The organism is Streptomyces sp. AM8-1-1 (assembly GCF_032229325.1).
GTDB classification, from domain to species: Bacteria; Actinomycetota; Actinomycetes; order Streptomycetales; family Streptomycetaceae; genus Streptomyces; species Streptomyces achmelvichensis.
Genome location: NZ_CP135086.1, coordinates 4,424,846 through 4,440,531 on the forward strand (window position 1 = coordinate 4,424,846; position 15,686 = coordinate 4,440,531).

At 70.8% G+C, this 15,686-nt stretch carries 19 protein-coding genes and 1 pseudogene; 14 read left to right on the plus strand and 6 right to left on the minus strand.

Annotation, left to right across the window (positions count from 1 at the left end; all coding sequences use genetic code 11):
• Positions 1 to 38: 38 nt before the first annotated feature.
• The 5 genes from RPQ07_RS20005 to RPQ07_RS20025 form a co-directional block, all read right to left on the minus strand.
• Positions 39 to 1,448 carry a HAMP domain-containing sensor histidine kinase gene (locus tag RPQ07_RS20005; protein WP_313945529.1) on the minus strand — a complete coding sequence of 470 codons (1,410 nt, stop codon included), beginning with the start codon at positions 1,446 to 1,448 and terminating at the stop codon, positions 39 to 41.
• A complete protein-coding gene (locus RPQ07_RS20010; protein ID WP_313945530.1) occupies positions 1,445 to 2,170 on the minus strand; it encodes a response regulator transcription factor in 726 nt (241 codons plus the stop codon). Before RPQ07_RS20010 ends, RPQ07_RS20005 begins: the two co-directional genes overlap by 4 nt.
• A gap of 20 nt (positions 2,171 to 2,190) precedes the next feature.
• The gene (locus RPQ07_RS20015; RefSeq protein ID WP_313945531.1) at positions 2,191 to 3,246 is read right to left on the minus strand and encodes a S1C family serine protease; all 1,056 of its coding nucleotides are present in this window, start codon (positions 3,244 to 3,246) and stop codon (positions 2,191 to 2,193) included.
• A 122-nt stretch (positions 3,247 to 3,368) separates the two neighbouring features.
• Positions 3,369 to 4,391, minus strand: a complete 1,023-nt coding sequence (locus RPQ07_RS20020; protein WP_313945532.1) for a LacI family DNA-binding transcriptional regulator — start codon at positions 4,389 to 4,391, stop codon at positions 3,369 to 3,371.
• Positions 4,392 to 4,415: 24 nt separating this feature from the next.
• Positions 4,416 to 5,195, minus strand: coding sequence for a response regulator transcription factor (locus RPQ07_RS20025; protein WP_313945533.1), 780 nt, complete (start codon positions 5,193 to 5,195; stop codon positions 4,416 to 4,418).
• A gap of 263 nt (positions 5,196 to 5,458) precedes the next feature.
• On the opposite strand from RPQ07_RS20025, the pseudogene RPQ07_RS20030 reads away from it, so the two are divergent.
• The 8 genes and pseudogenes from RPQ07_RS20030 to RPQ07_RS20060 all read left to right on the plus strand — a co-directional run.
• Positions 5,459 to 6,232: pseudogene (locus tag RPQ07_RS20030) on the plus strand (alpha/beta hydrolase); the annotation flags it as partial.
• A 36-nt stretch (positions 6,233 to 6,268) separates the two neighbouring features.
• Positions 6,269 to 6,523 (plus strand): MoaD/ThiS family protein, encoded by a 255-nt coding sequence (locus RPQ07_RS20035; protein ID WP_313948956.1) that lies wholly within the window; start codon positions 6,269 to 6,271, stop codon positions 6,521 to 6,523.
• A gap of 10 nt (positions 6,524 to 6,533) precedes the next feature.
• Positions 6,534 to 7,781, plus strand: coding sequence for a hypothetical protein (locus RPQ07_RS20040; RefSeq protein ID WP_313945534.1), 1,248 nt, complete (start codon positions 6,534 to 6,536; stop codon positions 7,779 to 7,781).
• Positions 7,782 to 7,979: 198 nt separating this feature from the next.
• Positions 7,980 to 8,729, plus strand: coding sequence for a DUF2993 domain-containing protein (locus tag RPQ07_RS20045; RefSeq protein WP_313945535.1), 750 nt, complete (start codon positions 7,980 to 7,982; stop codon positions 8,727 to 8,729).
• A 193-nt stretch (positions 8,730 to 8,922) separates the two neighbouring features.
• Positions 8,923 to 9,006, plus strand: a complete 84-nt coding sequence (locus tag RPQ07_RS37795) for a putative leader peptide (RefSeq protein ID WP_350807544.1) — start codon at positions 8,923 to 8,925, stop codon at positions 9,004 to 9,006.
• Between the two features lie 148 nt (positions 9,007 to 9,154).
• Positions 9,155 to 9,994, plus strand: a complete 840-nt coding sequence (locus tag RPQ07_RS20050; protein WP_313945536.1) for a sulfurtransferase — start codon at positions 9,155 to 9,157, stop codon at positions 9,992 to 9,994.
• A 27-nt stretch (positions 9,995 to 10,021) separates the two neighbouring features.
• Positions 10,022 to 10,309, plus strand: a complete 288-nt coding sequence (locus tag RPQ07_RS20055; RefSeq protein WP_313945537.1) for a DUF1416 domain-containing protein — start codon at positions 10,022 to 10,024, stop codon at positions 10,307 to 10,309.
• Between the two features lie 97 nt (positions 10,310 to 10,406).
• Complete coding sequence (locus tag RPQ07_RS20060) at positions 10,407 to 10,667, plus strand: DUF3099 domain-containing protein (protein WP_313945538.1); 261 nt, start codon at positions 10,407 to 10,409, stop codon at positions 10,665 to 10,667.
• A gap of 63 nt (positions 10,668 to 10,730) precedes the next feature.
• Here RPQ07_RS20060 and RPQ07_RS20065 read toward each other — a convergent pair whose 3' ends face one another.
• Positions 10,731 to 11,093, minus strand: a complete 363-nt coding sequence (locus tag RPQ07_RS20065) for a DsrE family protein (protein ID WP_313945539.1) — start codon at positions 11,091 to 11,093, stop codon at positions 10,731 to 10,733.
• A 59-nt stretch (positions 11,094 to 11,152) separates the two neighbouring features.
• Between RPQ07_RS20065 and RPQ07_RS20070 the strand changes: the two genes are divergently transcribed.
• The 6 genes from RPQ07_RS20070 (at position 11,153) to RPQ07_RS20095 (ending at position 15,681) form a co-directional block, all read left to right on the plus strand.
• Positions 11,153 to 11,938: a hypothetical protein gene (locus RPQ07_RS20070; RefSeq protein WP_313945540.1), complete on the plus strand. Its 786-nt coding sequence runs from the start codon at positions 11,153 to 11,155 to the stop codon at positions 11,936 to 11,938.
• Positions 11,935 to 12,849 (plus strand): hypothetical protein, encoded by a 915-nt coding sequence (locus RPQ07_RS20075; protein ID WP_313945541.1) that lies wholly within the window; start codon positions 11,935 to 11,937, stop codon positions 12,847 to 12,849. Before RPQ07_RS20070 ends, RPQ07_RS20075 begins: the two co-directional genes overlap by 4 nt.
• A complete protein-coding gene (locus RPQ07_RS20080; protein ID WP_313945542.1) occupies positions 12,846 to 13,823 on the plus strand; it encodes a hypothetical protein in 978 nt (325 codons plus the stop codon). Before RPQ07_RS20075 ends, RPQ07_RS20080 begins: the two co-directional genes overlap by 4 nt.
• Positions 13,824 to 14,070: 247 nt before the next feature.
• Positions 14,071 to 14,643, plus strand: a complete 573-nt coding sequence (locus RPQ07_RS20085; protein ID WP_313945543.1) for an FABP family protein — start codon at positions 14,071 to 14,073, stop codon at positions 14,641 to 14,643.
• Between the two features lie 91 nt (positions 14,644 to 14,734).
• Positions 14,735 to 15,250 (plus strand): response regulator, encoded by a 516-nt coding sequence (locus RPQ07_RS20090; protein ID WP_313945544.1) that lies wholly within the window; start codon positions 14,735 to 14,737, stop codon positions 15,248 to 15,250.
• On the plus strand, positions 15,244 to 15,681 hold the full coding sequence (locus RPQ07_RS20095; RefSeq protein WP_313945545.1) for a Fur family transcriptional regulator: 438 nt from the start codon (positions 15,244 to 15,246) through the stop codon (positions 15,679 to 15,681). The genes RPQ07_RS20090 and RPQ07_RS20095 overlap by 7 nt, the downstream gene beginning before the upstream one ends.
• The last annotated feature ends 5 nt before the right edge of the window (positions 15,682 to 15,686 follow it).

Here is a 15,686-nt window from a genome sequence, read left to right on the forward strand (position 1 = left end):
GCCGGCGTTCACGACCGACGGCGGTCACACCGAGAGCGTCACAGCGAGGCCGGGGGCGGCTCGGCCGCCCCCGGCAGCCTGATCAGCGCCCGTGTGCCGCCGCCCGCCGCCGGCTCCAGCTCGATCTCGCCGCCCGCCTGCTGCACGGTGCGCGCCACGATCGACAGACCCAGCCCCGATCCCGGCAGCGCCCGCGCCGAGGACGAACGCCAGAAGCGTTCGAAGACATGCGGCAGGTCCTCGGCATCGATGCCCGGCCCGTGGTCCCGTACGGTCAGCTCGCCGCCTTCGAGGCGCACCTCGACCACCCCGCCCGGTGGCGAGAACTTCACCGCGTTGTCCAGGACGTTGACGAGTGCCCGCTCCAGCGCGGCGGGCTCGGCCCGTACGTACCAGGGCGAGACGTCCGCAGCGAACGTCAGCTCCGGGCCGCGCAGCCGCACCCGCTCCAGCGCCGCGTCCACGATCTCGTGCAGCGCGACCACCTGGAGCGGTCCGCCCTCGACCGCGTCGGGCCGGGACAGCTCCTGCAAGTCGCCGATCAACGCGGCCAGTTCGGTCATCTGGGCCTTCACCGACGCCATCAGCGCGGTCCGGTCCGCGGGCGGGATCGCCCGTCCGGTCCGATCGCTGCGGGCCAGCAGCTCGATGTTCGTCCGCAGCGACGTCAGCGGCGTCCGCAGCTCGTGACCCGCGTCCGCGATCAGCTGCGCCTGGCGGTCGCGCGAGGAGGCGAGGGCCGCGGTCATCGAGTTGAACGAGCGCGACAGCCGGGCGATCTCGTCCTCGCCCTCGACGGGGATACGGACGGTCAGGTCCTCGGTGCGGGCGATGTGCTCGACCGCGCCGGTGAGCCGGTCGACCGGCCTGAGTCCGGTGCGGGCCACCCACAGGCCCGCGGCGCCCGCGCCGACGACACCGATGCCGGCGACGGCGGTGAGGAACAGGGCGAGACGGTTCAGCGAGGTGTTGATCTCGGCGAGGGGGCGGGAGACGGACACCGCCACGCCGATACCGCCGATGTCCTCCTGCTCCGTACGCACGCGCACCTCGGCGCCCGTGTCGGTGGTGCTGTCGTGCAGGCCGATGCGCGAGGTGCCCTCCGCGACGGCGATGTCCTCGTCCTGCACCTTCACGGGCTGTGAGTACGCGACCGGGCAGCGACGGCCGTCCGGCGCCACGATCTGGACGTACGCGAAGTTCGACGTCGGGGTGTTCTCGATGGGGCTCTGTCCCTGGAGGCACTCCTGGTACGCCTGGACCAGCGCCTGCCGGGGCGCGCCGATGTTCTTCAGCGAGGTGTTCAGCTCGTCGTTCAGCTGGGCCCGGGTGAGCAGCCAGCAGGCGACGGACACGGCCGCGACGGCGACCGCGACGGCGGTGGCCACCAGCAGCGCGAGCCGGGACCGGATCGGCAGGGCACGGAACCGGTGGACCGGGCCCGTCACCCCTCACCGCCGCCGGTGCGGAGCGCGTAGCCCACTCCCCGCACCGTGTGCACGAGACGCGGCTCGCCGCCCGCCTCCGTCTTGCGTCGCAGGTACATCACATACACATCCAGCGAATTGGAACTGGGCTCGAAGTCGAACCCCCATACGGACTTGAGGATCTGCTCACGGGTGAGCACCTGGCGCGGATGGGCCAGGAACATCTCCAGGAGCGTGAACTCGGTGCGCGTCAGCTCCACCGGGCGGGTGCCGCGGTGGACCTCGCGGGTCGCCAGGTCCATCCGCAGGTCGGCGAAGGCCAGCACATCGTCCTCGCCGGCCGTCCCCGCGGCCGACGCGTACGAGCTGCGCCGCAGCAGTGCGCGGATCCGGGCGAACAGCTCGTCCAGTTCGAACGGCTTGACCAGGTAGTCGTCGGCGCCCGCGTCCAGTCCGGTGACCCGGTCGCCGACCGTGTCGCGGGCGGTCAGCATCAGGATCGGCACCGTCGACCCGGACGCGCGCACCCGGCGGGCCGCGGTCAGACCGTCCATCCGCGGCATCTGGATGTCGAGGACGATCAGGTCCGGGGCGTACGCCTCCGCCTTTTCCAGCGCGTCGATGCCGTCGACGGCGACCTCGGTCCCGTACCCCTCGAAGGCCAGACTGCGCTGGAGCGCCTCTCGGACGGCGGGCTCGTCGTCCACGATGAGGATGCGTTCGCCTTCACGGGGGGTCGTCATGGCACCAGCCTCGCACGCACTCAGCTGCTGCCGCCGTCGCGCAGTGCGTCGAGGTCGCCCTTCACGGTGTCGATCGGGATGGCGAACCCCAGACCGACGCTGCCCGCGGTGGAACCGGTCGCTGAACTGGGTGAGTACATGGCCGAGTTGATGCCGATGATCTCGCCGTTCATGTTGATGAGGGCGCCGCCGGAGTTGCCGGGGTTGAGGGAGGCGTCCGTCTGGAGGGCCTTGTACGTGGTCTTCGAGGAGCCGGTGTCGCCGTTGAACTCCTGCCCGCCGAACTCGAACGGCCAGTTCCCGCCCCCACCCTGCTGACCCTGCTCCTGGCCCTGCCCCTGGCCTGGGGCCTGGTCCTTCGCGACCGTCACGTCGCGGTCGAGCGCGGACACGATGCCGCTGGTGACCGTGCCGGTCAGCCCCTCGGGCGAGCCGATCGCGACGACCTCGTCACCCACCTTGACCTTGCCGGAGTCCCCGAGCGCGGCTGCCTTCAGACCCTTCGCGCCGTCGAGCTTGATGAGCGCCAGGTCCTTGTCGGGATCGGTGCCGACGACCTTCGCGGTGTACGCCGTGCCGTCGTCGAGCCGCACCTTCACGGTGTCGGCGCCCGCGATCACATGGTTGTTGGTGATGATCTCGCCGTCGGAGGTGATGATCACGCCCGAGCCGGTGGACTCACCGGCGGAGGTGGTCGCGTTGATCTCCACGATGCTCGGCGACACGGCCTGGGCGACGCCCGCGACGGTGCCGGCGGTCGTACGGGACACGGTGGTCCCGTTGACCGCGGAGCCGGCCGAGCCGCTGCCGTTGTCGGCGAAGTGCTGGACGAGGGCGGAGGTTCCGCCGCCGACGACGGCCGCGATGAGCGCGACGGCGGCGATGAGGGCGACGGGGCGCCTGGCCCTGGCCCGGTGCGCGGCCGGCTGCGCGGGCTCCTCGTGGGCGACGGGGTCGTACGGCGGGGGCGGCGGGTAGGAGGGGCCGCCGTCGAACGGCGGTGCGGCAGTGTCGTACGGGTGCGCGCCGGTGGTGTACGGCTGCGGATGCGACTGCGCTGGGTAGTGGTCCGTCATGCTGATGACTGTTCTCCTGCCGGATGAGAACAGTCTGAGGCGCTGCTGAGAACCACCCGAGAACCGGTGAGAGCCTGTCCCCGCACCGGACAAGGGCCTCCCCTCGCCCGGCTACGGGCCTCTCAGGCGCAGCCGCAGGACCGGCGGATCACCAGGCCCGAGGGGAACTGCTTCACCCTCTCGCGCCGCGAACCGGCCACCCGCAGACCGTCGTCGAGTACCAGGTCCACCGCCGCCCGTGCCATCGCCGGGCGGTCCGAGGAGATCGTTGTCAGAGGCGGGTCCGTCAGGGCCGCTTCCTTGACGTCGTCGAAGCCCGCCACCGCGAGTTCGCCCGGCACGTCGATCCGCAGTTCACGGGCGGCCCGCAGGACACCGATCGCCTGGTCGTCCGTCGAGCAGAAGATGGCCGGCGGCCGGTCGGGTCCGGCCAGCAGCTTCAGGGCCACGAGATACGCGTCGTAGCGGTTGTACGGGGCCTGGAACAGCCGGTCCTCCACCGAGCGGCCGGACTCCAGCATCGCGCGGCGCCAGCCCTCCACGTGGTCGGCGACGGGGTCGCCGACGGCCGGGGTCGACTCCATGCCGCCGAGGCAGGCGACGTACTCGTAGCCGTGCTCCAGGAGGTGCCGGGTGGCCAGCTGCGCGCCGCCGACGTCGTCGGTGACCACCGCGACGTCGTCGATCGCCTCGGGGCGCTCGTGCAGCAGCACCACTCGCGCGTCCCAGGCCTCGATCTCCGCCGCGGCCCGCTCGCTGGGGCCCTGGCTGACGAGGATCAGGCCGGAGACCCGCATACCGAGGAAGGCCCGCAGATAGTGGACCTCGCGCTCGTCGCGGTAGTCGGAATTGCCGACGAGGACCATTTTCCCGCGCTCGGCCGCGGCCTGTTCCACCGCGTGCGCCATCTCGGCGAAGAAGGGCTGCCGCGCGTCCGGGACGATCATTCCTATGAGGTCCGTGCGCCGCGACGCCATGGCCTGGGCGACCCGGTCGGGCCGGTACCCCAGCTCCTTGATCGCTGCGAGAACCCGCTCGCGCGTGGCCGGGGCGACCGGCCGGGGTCCGTTGTTGATGACATAGCTCACGACGGCGGTCGACGTACCCGCCAGTCGCGCAACATCGTCCCGCGTCACCTTGGCCACGCGCGGCAGTCTACGCGTGGTGACCTACCTGTGTGCAGGGCGTACGGCCGCTTCCTGCTCCGGGGTTCCCTGCTCCGTACGGGTGGCCGAAGCCGCCGCCTTCGCCTTGGCCTCCTCGGCCGCGCGCTCGACCTTCTCCGGCGCGACGAAGCGGTATCCGACGTTCCGCACGGTTCCGATGAGCGACTCGTGCTCCGGGCCCAGCTTGGCCCGCAGCCGGCGCACGTGGACGTCGACCGTCCGGGTGCCGCCGAAGTAGTCGTAGCCCCAGACCTCCTGGAGCAGCTGCGCCCGGGTGAAGACCCGGCCGGGGTGCTGTGCGAGGTACTTGAGCAGCTCGAACTCCTTGAAGGTGAGGTCCAGGACCCGGCCCTTCAGCTTCGCGCTGTACGTCGCCTCGTCGACCGAGAGGTCGCCGTTGCGGATCTCCATGGGGGAGTCGTCGGAGGTGATCTGCTGGCGGCCCATCGCGAGGCGCAGTCGTGCCTCGACCTCGGCGGGGCCCGCCGTGTCCAGCAGGACGTCGTCGATGCCCCAGTCCGCGGTGACGGCCGCGAGGCCGCCCTCCGTGACGACGAGCATCAGCGGACAGCCGGGTCCGGTGGAGCGCAGCAGCTGGCACAGCGACCGCACCTGTGGCAGATCCCGCCGGCCGTCGATCAGGATGACGTCGGCACCGGGGGTGTCGACGAGGGCGGGGCCCTCGGCGGGGGCGACCCGCACGTTGTGCAGCAGCAGTCCGAGGGCGGGGAGCACCTCCGTCGACGGCTGGAGGGCATTGGTCAGGAGCAACAGTGAGCTCATCGGGCTCCACCTGCCCAGGTCGTCTGCGTCTGACGGGGTTCGTGCACGGTTCGCTCGCCCATAACGTCGGTTCCTCCTCGGTCCCTGCGAGGACGTGATGCGGCCCTGCTTCGTTCTTCGGCTCCCGCGCGCCCTTGAGAGCCTTTGTTCACCTGCCTGTAACAACGGCCGGAAAACACAAAAGGACCCGGGGGCTGCGTTGCCCGGATCCTCTACCCAGCACAATAGCCCACATGAGTTCCGGGGCAGAGGGCTGATTTCACATGGTGGATGTTTCCTCGATCACCCGCGGCCCTCGGCGCGCAACCCTGCGGACCGCCGACGGGGTCCGCATCGAGGCGCTCCACACACCGTGGGTACAAGGCAACAGTGACACCGCGATCGTCGTCGCGCACGGTTTCACCGGTTCGGTGGACCGGCCGGCCGTGCGCCGGGCCGCGGCGGTCTTCGCGCAGCGTGCGGCCGTGGTCACCTTCTCCTTCCGCGGTCACGGGAACTCCGGCGGCCGCTCGACGGTGGGCGACCGCGAGGTGCTCGACCTCGCCGCCGCGGTCGAGTGGGCGCGCGCGTGCGGTTACCGCCGGGTGGTGACCATCGGTTTCTCGATGGGCGGCTCGGTCGTGCTCCGGCACGCGGCGATGCACAGGGGGCGCAATGAGGCACGGACCGACGCCGTGGCCTCGGTGAGCGCCCCCGCCCGCTGGTACTACCGCGGTACGGCTCCGATGCGGCGCCTGCACTGGGTGGTGACCCGGCCGCTGGGCCGTGCGGTCGGCCGGTACGGGCTGCGGACCCGCATCCACGCCGAGGACTGGGACCCCGTGCCGCTCTCGCCGGTGGAGGCCGTTCCGCTGATCGCGCCGACCCCGCTGCTGATCGTGCACGGCGACCGCGATCCGTACTTCCCGCTGGACCATCCCCGGATGCTGGCGGCGGCCGGGGATGCCGAACTGTGGCTGGAAGTGGGCATGGGGCACGCCGAGAACGCCGCCGACGACCGGTTGCTGGGCCGTCTCGCGGACTGGCTGGTCCCGGCGTGGCCCATGATGGATGCCGACGAAAGGAAGGGCGCCATGGCAGCGGGAACGATCCGCTACTGGGCCGCGGCGAAGGCGGCGGCCGGGATCGCGGAGGAGCCGTACGCGGCGGAGACGCTCGCCGAAGCGCTCGACGCGGTACGCGAGAGGCATCCGGGAGAGCTGACGCGCGTGCTGAAACGGTGTTCGTTCCTCGTCGACGGTGATCCCGTCGGGACCCGTGACCATGAGACCGTACGCCTTGCCGAGGGCGGCACGGTCGAGGTGCTCCCGCCGTTCGCAGGAGGGTGAACCGCACACCATGAGCAGCGACCAGCAGTATCCGTACGACCGGCAGCACGGGCAGCAGCAGCCGTACCCGCCGCAGCAGCAGTACCCGGACCCGTACCAGGGGCAGCAGCCGCACGACGGCCGGTACGACCCGTCCTACGACCCGTCCTACGACCAGTCGTACGCGCAGGAGCCCTACTCGCGGCAGTCCCACCCCCAGCAGCAGGGGTACCCGCAGCAGCACCAGCAGCAGGGGTATCCCCAGCCGTCCCACCCGCAGGCCGCGCAGACCTGGGAGGGCGAGACCTGGGACACGCAGTACCAGCCGGTCCTGCCCCCCGCGCAGACCCCGGCCGCCGCCGACACCGCGTATCTGCCGGTGCAGGGCGCCCACCCGCTGCCGCCCGAGACCCCCGCGTACGCCGAGCCCGCCGCCGAACCGGCCGCGCCCGACGCCTCCGCGGCCACCGGTGGATCGCAGGGCGCGGGCTACAGCACGCCCACCGTCGGCGGGAACACCCGGATCACCGACGCACAGCGCGCCCGCGCCGAGGGCCGCTCGCCGATCATCCCGCCCGGCATCCAGCCCGCCGGGCTGACCGCCGCTCTCGGACTGCTCCTCGCCGCCGGCGCGGCCATCGGCCCGTACGCGCTGCTCGTGCCGCTCGTCCTGCTCCAGGCCGTCACGGCCGCCGGGTGGTTCCGGCTGAACGGCATGTGGCCCGCCCGGCAGGGCATCGCGCTCGCCTTCGCCGGCGGGCTCGCGGCCGACGTCGTGGTGCTCTCCGTCGGCCGGGAGAACGCTCCGGCGGCCATCGTCGGCACGCTCGGCGTGTGGGTGCTCATCACCCTCGTCCTCCAGCTGCGCAGCCGCGCGAGTGCGGACGAGCGGATGCAGGGCCTGATGGCGACCGTGGCGTCGGCGGCCCTGGCGATCCTCGCGACCGGCCATCTCGGGGCCGCCGACGACGCCGTGGTGATCGGCGGGATCGCCGTCGCCGTGGCGACGGTGGCCCGCGCCCTGCCGCTGCCCCCCGTCGCCTCCGTCGTGCTGTCGCTGCTCGCGGCCACGGGTGCGGGTGTCGCCGCGGGAGGCGCCACCGACATCGGCACCTCGGGCGCGTTGCTCGGTCTCACGGCGGGCGTCCTCGCGCTCGTCGGTCTGCGGGTGGCCAGCTACGACTACCCGTCCCGCTTCGTCCACTTCACCGCCGGGGTGGCGCTGCCGCTGACGGCCGCGGCGCCCGCGGTCTATCTGATCGGCCGCGTACTGGCCTGAGGCCGCGGGGACCGGTCCGAGGCCGTGGGGACCGGTCCGAGGCCGTGGGGACCGGTCCGTGACCGTGGGGAACGTGTGTGCGGAACCAATGCCCCCGCCCGGACGTCGATCACAGACGAGTAGGCGTCGTCCGGTCTTGGTTAGGCTCACGGGCGTCACGGGGGTCTGACGAATAAAAGGGTGGGGGACACCGAAGCAATGCGCGCACTGCGAATACTGCTCATCATGGCCGTCGTCCTCGGCGGCATATTCGTCGCCGCGGACCGGATCGCGGTGAACATGGCCGAGTCCGAAGCGGCCGACAAGATCAAGAGCAGCCAGGGGCTGGATTCCACTCCCGAGGTCTCGATCAAGGGCTTCCCCTTCCTCACCCAGGTGCTGGGCAAGGAGCTCGACGAGATAGACGTGAGCATCAGCGGCATCACCGGCAGCGCCGGCGGCCACACGGTGAACGTCACCGAGGTGAAGGCCGAACTGCTCGATGTGAGGATCAACAGCAGCTTCTCCTCCGCGACCGCGAGCCGCGCCGACGGCTCCGCCCGTATCTCGTACGCGGATCTGACGAAGGCCGCCCCGAAGGGCGCCACCGTTTCCTACGCGGGCCCCGAGCGGGCCGCCAACGGTCAGGTCAAGCTCACCGGGCCGCTCGACGAACTGCTGGAGGGCGCGGGCATCGACATTCCCGGCGCGCTCGAAGGACTGGTCAAGGGCCGGACCGTCTCGACGTACAGCAAGGTCTCGCTCCATGCCGGCACCACGGTCCGGCTGAAGGCGGAGACGCTGCCCTCCCTGCCGCTGCCCGGCTTCGACGAGAAGCTGCGCGAGCTCGTCGACTACGACCTGAAGATCGACGGTCTGCCGTCCAGCATCAAGCTCGACAAGCTGGAGGCGACGAAGGAGGGCCTGAGGTTCTCCGGCATCGGCAAGGACGTGTCGCTCGCGGGCTGACCCGCGCCGCCCGGGGCACGGCCGCATGGTGAGACGGCCGTGTCCGCTGGGTAGATGAACATGAGGCGGAAATCGGTCCGGAGACCGTGGGGGAGCGGTCCGGACCGGTCTGCGTACCGCATGCTGGACGATCGCGTCTCAGCATCCGACACGCCGGTGACATGGTGGCCGACTCGTCCCTACGATCGGTGGCATGAAGCAGCGACAGGCGGACCTCACGAAGCGGCGGGCAGTGGACCTGTGCCGCGTCGCCGCCATGCTCTGTCGCGCTGTCTGAGCGGGAGCCTTTCTCCCGTTTCCCCCGGGCCCTTCGATGGTCAATCAGGGCCGCCCCCGGCGCTCAGCGCAGTGCCCTCGCGCATCCGCGTAACCGCGCCCCCGTCTCTTCGCATCACCCGCCGCACACTGCCCCGGAGGAGAACAGCATGAGCCGCAGCGACGTCCTGGTAGACGCCGACTGGGTCGAGGCCCACATCGACGACCCGAAGGTCGCCATCGTCGAGGTCGACGAGGACACCTCGGCGTACGACAAGAACCACATCAAGAACGCGATCCGGATCGACTGGACGAAGGACCTCCAGGACCCGGTCCGCCGTGACTTCATCGACCAGGAGGGCTTCGAGAAGCTCCTGTCGGCGAAGGGCATCGCGAACGACACCACCGTCGTCCTCTACGGCGGCAACAACAACTGGTTCGCCTCGTACGCGTTCTGGTACTTCAAGCTCTACGGCCACGGCGACGTCCGCCTCCTCGACGGCGGCCGCAAGAAGTGGGAGCTCGACTCCCGCGACCTGGTCGACGAGGTCCCCGAGCGCCCGGCCACGGACTACAAGGCCAAGCCCCAGGACGTCTCGATCCGCGCCTTCCGTGACGACGTGGTCAAGGCGATCGGCTCCCAGAACCTGGTCGACGTGCGCTCGCCCGACGAGTTCAGCGGCAAGCTGCTCGCCCCGGCGCACCTCCCGCAGGAGCAGTCGCAGCGCCCCGGCCACGTGCCGAGCGCCCGCAACATCCCGTGGTCCAAGAACGCCAACGACGACGGCACCTTCAAGTCGGACGAAGAGCTCAAGGCCCTCTACGAGGACGAGCAGGTCGACCTGTCGAAGGACACCATCGCCTACTGCCGCATCGGCGAGCGCTCCGCGCTCACCTGGTTCGTGCTGCACCAGCTGCTCGGCCAGGAGAACGTCAAGAACTACGACGGTTCGTGGACCGAGTACGGCTCCCTCGTCGGCGTGCCGATCGAGCTCGGCGCCAACAAGTAACCGACCCCGACCTTTCTGGAGAGCAGTATGTGTGGAGCGAAGGCCGGCGGCCCCGACGCCTCGTCGATCAAGCCCGGTGAGACCACCATCCAGGGCCACGTGACCCGCGACGGCGAGCCCGTCACCGGTTACGTGCGTCTGCTGGACTCGACCGGCGAGTTCACCGCCGAGGTCCCGACCTCGGCGACCGGACAGTTCCGCTTCTACGCGGCCGAGGGCACGTGGACGGTGCGCGCCCTGGTGCCGGGCGGTACGGCGGACCGTACCGTCGTCGCCCAGACCGGCGGCCTCTCCGAGGTCGCGATCGCGGTCTGAGTCGCTGATCGGGCACACCTGAACGGCCAAGGGCCGCACCCCCGGGGGTTGGACGCCACCGGATGGGGGTGCGGCCCTTCGGTCGTACGCTGGAGACATGTACGCACGGCGTCGGCGTGGCTATTTCTGGCTGATGGGCGGATGCGTGGTCCTGTTCGTCTCCGCCTGGGCCGTGGTGCGGCTGTGGTCGGTGCCGGTCGCCGTCGGGATGTGCGTCGTCGCCATGGTCATCCCGCCGTTCGCGGCGATGATCGCGAACCGGCGCGGACCCGACGACCGCTGGTGGGACGACCCCACGGGCGACAAGCAGTCCGACGACTGGTGGGACGAGTTGGACGGCAAGAACCGACGGCCGTAGCGGCCCGTTCCGTACCGACGGCCGTAGGGCCTGCGCTCCTGCGGGCGGCCGCGGGCGGGGCTCTCAGTAGACGAGGGCCTGTACGCCGTCGCCCATGATCTCGCTGACGAACACCTGCGCGCCCGCGATCCGTACGCCCTCGATGACGTCCTTCTCCGTGATGTCCCGGCGGGCCGCGCACTGCGTGCACAGCGTGATCAGCCCCACCGCCTGGATCGACTCGATGAGCGTCGGCAGCGGCGCGGCGTGCGGCAGTTCGAACTCGGCGGCCCGCCCGGGCAGCGCGAACCACGCGGACTCGCCGGTCAGCCAGAGCGACACCTCCACCCCGCTGGCGGCGGCGACGGCCGCCACGGTGAACGCCTGCGAGCAGCGCTCGGGCGCATCGGAACCAGCGGTGACCTTGATCACGAGCTTCTTCGCCATATGCCGAACTGTAATGCGCGGCGGTGCAACCCACCCCCGGGCCTGTGGGTCTGCTGTGTGTGCACATACCGGAAGATCAAGAGAAGCCCGGTGAGCCTGCGGCTCCCGAGGCGGTGGCACCGCGCAGGCGGGGCCGTACGGCGCTGGTCGTCGGGGCGGCGGCGGTGCTGGGGGTGCTGGCCGGAACGGTGACCGGCTACGCCGTGCAGATCGAACGTGAGCCGACACCGCTGGCGCCGTTGTCCCAGCCGGAGTTGAGGACGCCGAGGACCGTCGCGGCGGGCCCGGACACCACACCGCTGACGGTCAGCGCGAACCGCCGGCATGCGACGGACGGCGATCTGCGTCAGCTGCTCGTCAAGAAGCCGAAGGGTGCCCAGACGGACCGTGCGGTGACGTCCGACGGGTGGACCGAGGTCGTCTCGTACGCCAGTGGGTTCGACGAGCCCCCCCAGACGTTCCGCTTCCTGGCCAAGCACGAGATCCGGCGTATCGCCACGACCGCCTGGGAGCAGCGCGGCGGGATCTTCGTCACCGTCCATCTCATCCAGTTCCGGGACGCCACCAAGACGGCAGCCGCGGACTGGGTCTCCGACCAGCAGTCCTACATGCCGACGGAGGAGTTCGCCGGCCACGACGGCGAACTCATCACGGGCAGTGGCAACGGACGGGTGTACGTGTTCAACGAACCCATCCGCAAGGCGGGTTACGAACCGCTGTACCGGGCCCGGGTCCTCGCGTGTCGCGGTGATGTGGCCATGGAGATCTGGTACGTCAGCAATCGCCGCGAGATATCCGAGAAGGCCGTGACGGCCCTCGCCGAGCAGCAACTGGGGCGCCTGTGAGCGAGCAGCCTTCCGTTCCGGGCCCGCCCGCGGGCGAGCCCTCCCTCTCGACCGCGCCGCCGGTCGAACAGCCTTCCGTCCCCGGTACGCCGCCGGTCGAGCCGCCTTCCGTTCCGGTTCCGCCCGTATTGCCGCCCTCCGCGCCCGCCTCGCCGGAGCCGCTTCCCGAGACCCTCGGCTCTGCCCGGGAGCCTCGGCGCGTCCGCCCCGAACTGATCGTGGCGGTGTCGGGGACCCTCGCCCTCGCCGTGGTCGCCGGCCTGGGTGTTCTGGCTTTCGACCGGCTCGGCGACGCGGACCGAACCGCACCCACCGTGGTCTGGGCAGATCCACCTGAGCGGCCGGCGAACCCGGCGGCCGAGGCGACGGGTCTCGCCGCCGAACTGCCGCCGGTGCCCGACGAGTACCGGCTGGGACCGGACGTCGACGGACTGGGCAACAACACGGTCCTGGGCAGGAAGCAGGCGATCGTCCGGTTCAAGGAGGGAACCCGCGGCCTTCCGGCCGAGCAGCGCAAGGCCCGTGACAAAGCGATCGACAAGCTGCGCCTCCAGGGTCTCGCCGTGCGCAGCTATGTCGCCCTCGATCAGGGGCTGATCGTCGAGATGCGGCTCGCGCAGATCGAGAACGCGAAGGACGGCCGGGAGCTCGCCGCGTTCCAGAGCGAGTTCGTCGACGCGCTCGGCGTCCTGCGCAAGGGCCCCACCGTCCCCGGCTTCAAGAACGCCAGATGCTTCCTGACGCCGAAGAGCACCAGGACGAAGTTCGACGCGATGTTCTGCAGCGCCTACGAGGGCGATGCGCTGATCAACGTGTACGCCTACGGCCTCAAGCCGCTGGACACCGCGTCCGCTACCGAACTGCTGCGGCTCCAGCTGGAGCATCTCGAATCCCCCGGGGAGTCCGTGTGATCGACGAAACCCGCACGGCACCCGAGGTGCGATCCGTGCACGAGCCCGAGCTGACCGCGCCGCAGGCCGACGGCGGCGTGCCGCCGGAGGCCCCGGAGGCCCAGGCGACCGCTGCCCCCGCCCCGCCCGTTGTCCCCGCTCCGCCCGCTCCGCCCGCCCCGCCCGCCGCGCCCGCTGCCCCCGCCGTGCCCGCCGCGCCCGCCCCGCCCGCCCCGCCCGGCCGCCGGAGGCGTCTGCGGACCGTGCTCCGCTGGACCGCCGCCACGGTGGTCTTCGCCGCGCTGGGAACGGCCGTCGCGTACGGCATCACCGAGCAGGAGCGTACCGACGTGCCCGGGCTCGCCACCGAGGACGACGGCCGCTGGGTCTACCCGAAGCTCGCCAAGCCGGTGCTGCCGGCCGGTGCGATCGACCCGTTCGACCCGACCAACGAGGCCCAGATCCACTACGCGGACCTGGGCTCACTGCTGCTCCCGCTGCCCGCGGGGGCCCGCCCGGACAAGCAGCTCAAGGGCGACCGGGTGCCCGCCGGCCGCTTCCTCGCCGAGTTCCCCGACCACCAGCGCGAGGACCTGGAACAGGACCTCATCGATGGAGGGCTGCGACACGTCGTGGCGCGGGGCTGGACCATGGCGGACTCCACCAGCACCCGGATCTATCTGCTGCGTTTCCACTCGGTCGCGTTCGCCGAGGAGTTCTTCTCGACGAATCTCGGCGGGGCACCGGAGGCCGTAGCGCCGCTGAACGGGGTGGATCAGGTCGCTCCGGTCGACGAGTCCTACCCCTTCGCCGCAGACATTCTCTCGACGAACCGCCATGTGTACGGCGAGTCGGAGCCGGGGGCGGTGCATGTGCGGCACGCCTACATCACCGCCGGCGACACCGTCGCGCTGATCGTCCAGTCCCGGAAGGGCCCGTCCGCGGCGGTCCCCTTCCACCAGACCGTCGTCCTGCAGAATCAGCTGCTCGGCTGACCTCGCAGAGAGACGGGACCGTCAACCCATTAGGCTGGGCACCGGCCCTGTTCCGCCACATCGCTCATCCGAGGAGCACCCCGTGCTTGAGGCATTCTTCGAAGCCCTTCTGGTCCTGGTCTGCGTCGGCGTCGCCGCCTTCGCCTGGCTGACCGTGAAGAAGCTCTACCAGGGTCAGCGCTGAACGGGGCCGTGCCGCCCGAGACCTGTGACGACAGCCCATCACTACAGATCGCCTGAGCTGCTCATGATCGAGATTCCGTCCGACCTGAACCCGGACCTCGTCCCCCTCGTCTTCCTCCTCGGAACCTGGGAGGGCGCGGGCGTCTCCGACTTCCCCGGCGCCGAGAAGTGCAACTTCGGCCAGTCCGTCACCTTCAGCCACGACGGCCGGGACTTCATCGAGTACGTCTCGCACTCCTGGGTGCTGGACGCCGAGGGCAACAAGGTCAGGCCGCTGGAGAGCGAGCACGGCTACTGGCGCATCGACAAGGACCGCAAGGTCGAGGTCGTCATGGTCCGCGACCAGGGCGTCGTCGAGGTCTGGTACGGCGAACTCGCCGACCAGAAGCCGCAGATCGATCTCGTGACGGACGCGATCGCGCGGACCGCGTCCGCCGGCCCGTACAGCGGCGGAAAGCGGCTCTACGGGTATGTGAAGAGCGACCTGATGTGGGTGGGCGAGAAGTCCACGCCCGAGGTGCCGCTGCGGCCGTACATGTCGGCGCATCTGAAGAAGGTCGTCTCCCCGGAGCAGGTCGAGTCCTGGGCCAAGGACCTCGGTGACCTCCCCGACGACGGCATCGCCTTCTTCAAGTAGCCGAGCAGCCTGCCTCGGGCAGGGCGCGATCCTCAAGCAACCCGAAGAGGATTCTCAGGATCCTCTGAGGCACGGCCGGTAGCTCTGGAATGTGACCAGAGCCGCCTCCGTGCTCGTCGTCGACGACGAGCCGGACATCCGTGAACTCCTCGCCCAGACGCTGTGCCTCGCCGGCTTCGACGTCAGCTGTGCGGCAACCGGCATCCAGGCCATGCAGCGCCTGGGCGGCCGTGCCCCGGATGTGGTCGTGCTGGACGTGCTGCTGCCCGATCTCGACGGATTCGAGATCGCCCGCATGATGCGCAGGGCCGGGCACGGCATGCCGGTCCTCTTCCTCACCGCCCCGGGCGCGGCCGACCGCTGCACCGGGCCCGCGGGGGAGGCGGACGCGTGCGTGGCCAAGCCGTTCAGCCTCGAAGAGGTGGTGCTGCGGGTCCGGGCCCTGCTCGGCCGCACGCGGGACACGGACGCCCCACCTCCCCGCCCGGACGCGCCGCCGCAGCGCCCGGATGCGCCGCCGCCCCGCCCGGACGGGCCGTCGGCCGAGGCGCCCGCTCATAGCCCCGTCCGACGCTCCGCGGCGGACCTACACTGGGTCCCGTGGTGAGCATCGACTGGAAGAGCGATCTGCGGCAGCGCGGCTACCGGCTGACCCCACAGCGTCAGCTTGTCCTGGAGGCCGTCGACTCCCTGGAGCACGCGACGCCCGACGACATCCTCGCCGAGGTGCGCAAGACCGCGTCCGGCGTGAACATCTCCACCGTCTACCGGACCCTGGAGCTCCTGGAGGAGCTGCACCTCGTCTCACATGCCCATCTCGGCCACGGCGCTCCGACCTATCACCTCGCCGACCGGCACCACCACATCCACCTGGTGTGCCGCGACTGCACGACCGTGATCGAGGCGGACGTCTCGGTCGCCTCCGAGTTCACGGCGAAGCTGCGCGAGACCTTCGGGTTCGAGACCGACATGAAGCACTTCGCGATCTTCGGCCGCTGCGAGAAGTGCTCTGCCGAGGCTTCGACGACCGAGTCGTAGGCTGG

What these genes read in the sequence shown, in the direction of transcription:
- RPQ07_RS20010 (WP_313945530.1), bottom strand. Translation starts at nt 2,170, where the DNA reads ATGACGACCCCCCGTGAAGGCGAACGCATCCTCATCGTGGACGACGAG.
- RPQ07_RS20015 (WP_313945531.1), bottom strand. Translation starts at nt 3,246, where the DNA reads ATGACGGACCACTACCCAGCGCAGTCGCATCCGCAGCCGTACACCACC.
- RPQ07_RS20025 (WP_313945533.1), bottom strand. Translation starts at nt 5,195, where the DNA reads ATGAGCTCACTGTTGCTCCTGACCAATGCCCTCCAGCCGTCGACGGAG.
- RPQ07_RS20035 (WP_313948956.1), top strand. Translation starts at nt 6,269, where the DNA reads ATGGCAGCGGGAACGATCCGCTACTGGGCCGCGGCGAAGGCGGCGGCC.
- RPQ07_RS20040 (WP_313945534.1), top strand. Translation starts at nt 6,534, where the DNA reads ATGAGCAGCGACCAGCAGTATCCGTACGACCGGCAGCACGGGCAGCAG.
- RPQ07_RS20045 (WP_313945535.1), top strand. Translation starts at nt 7,980, where the DNA reads ATGCGCGCACTGCGAATACTGCTCATCATGGCCGTCGTCCTCGGCGGC.
- RPQ07_RS37795 (WP_350807544.1), top strand. Translation starts at nt 8,923, where the DNA reads ATGAAGCAGCGACAGGCGGACCTCACGAAGCGGCGGGCAGTGGACCTG.
- RPQ07_RS20050 (WP_313945536.1), top strand. Translation starts at nt 9,155, where the DNA reads ATGAGCCGCAGCGACGTCCTGGTAGACGCCGACTGGGTCGAGGCCCAC.
- RPQ07_RS20055 (WP_313945537.1), top strand. Translation starts at nt 10,022, where the DNA reads ATGTGTGGAGCGAAGGCCGGCGGCCCCGACGCCTCGTCGATCAAGCCC.
- RPQ07_RS20060 (WP_313945538.1), top strand. Translation starts at nt 10,407, where the DNA reads ATGTACGCACGGCGTCGGCGTGGCTATTTCTGGCTGATGGGCGGATGC.
- RPQ07_RS20065 (WP_313945539.1), bottom strand. Translation starts at nt 11,093, where the DNA reads ATGGCGAAGAAGCTCGTGATCAAGGTCACCGCTGGTTCCGATGCGCCC.
- RPQ07_RS20085 (WP_313945543.1), top strand. Translation starts at nt 14,071, where the DNA reads ATGATCGAGATTCCGTCCGACCTGAACCCGGACCTCGTCCCCCTCGTC.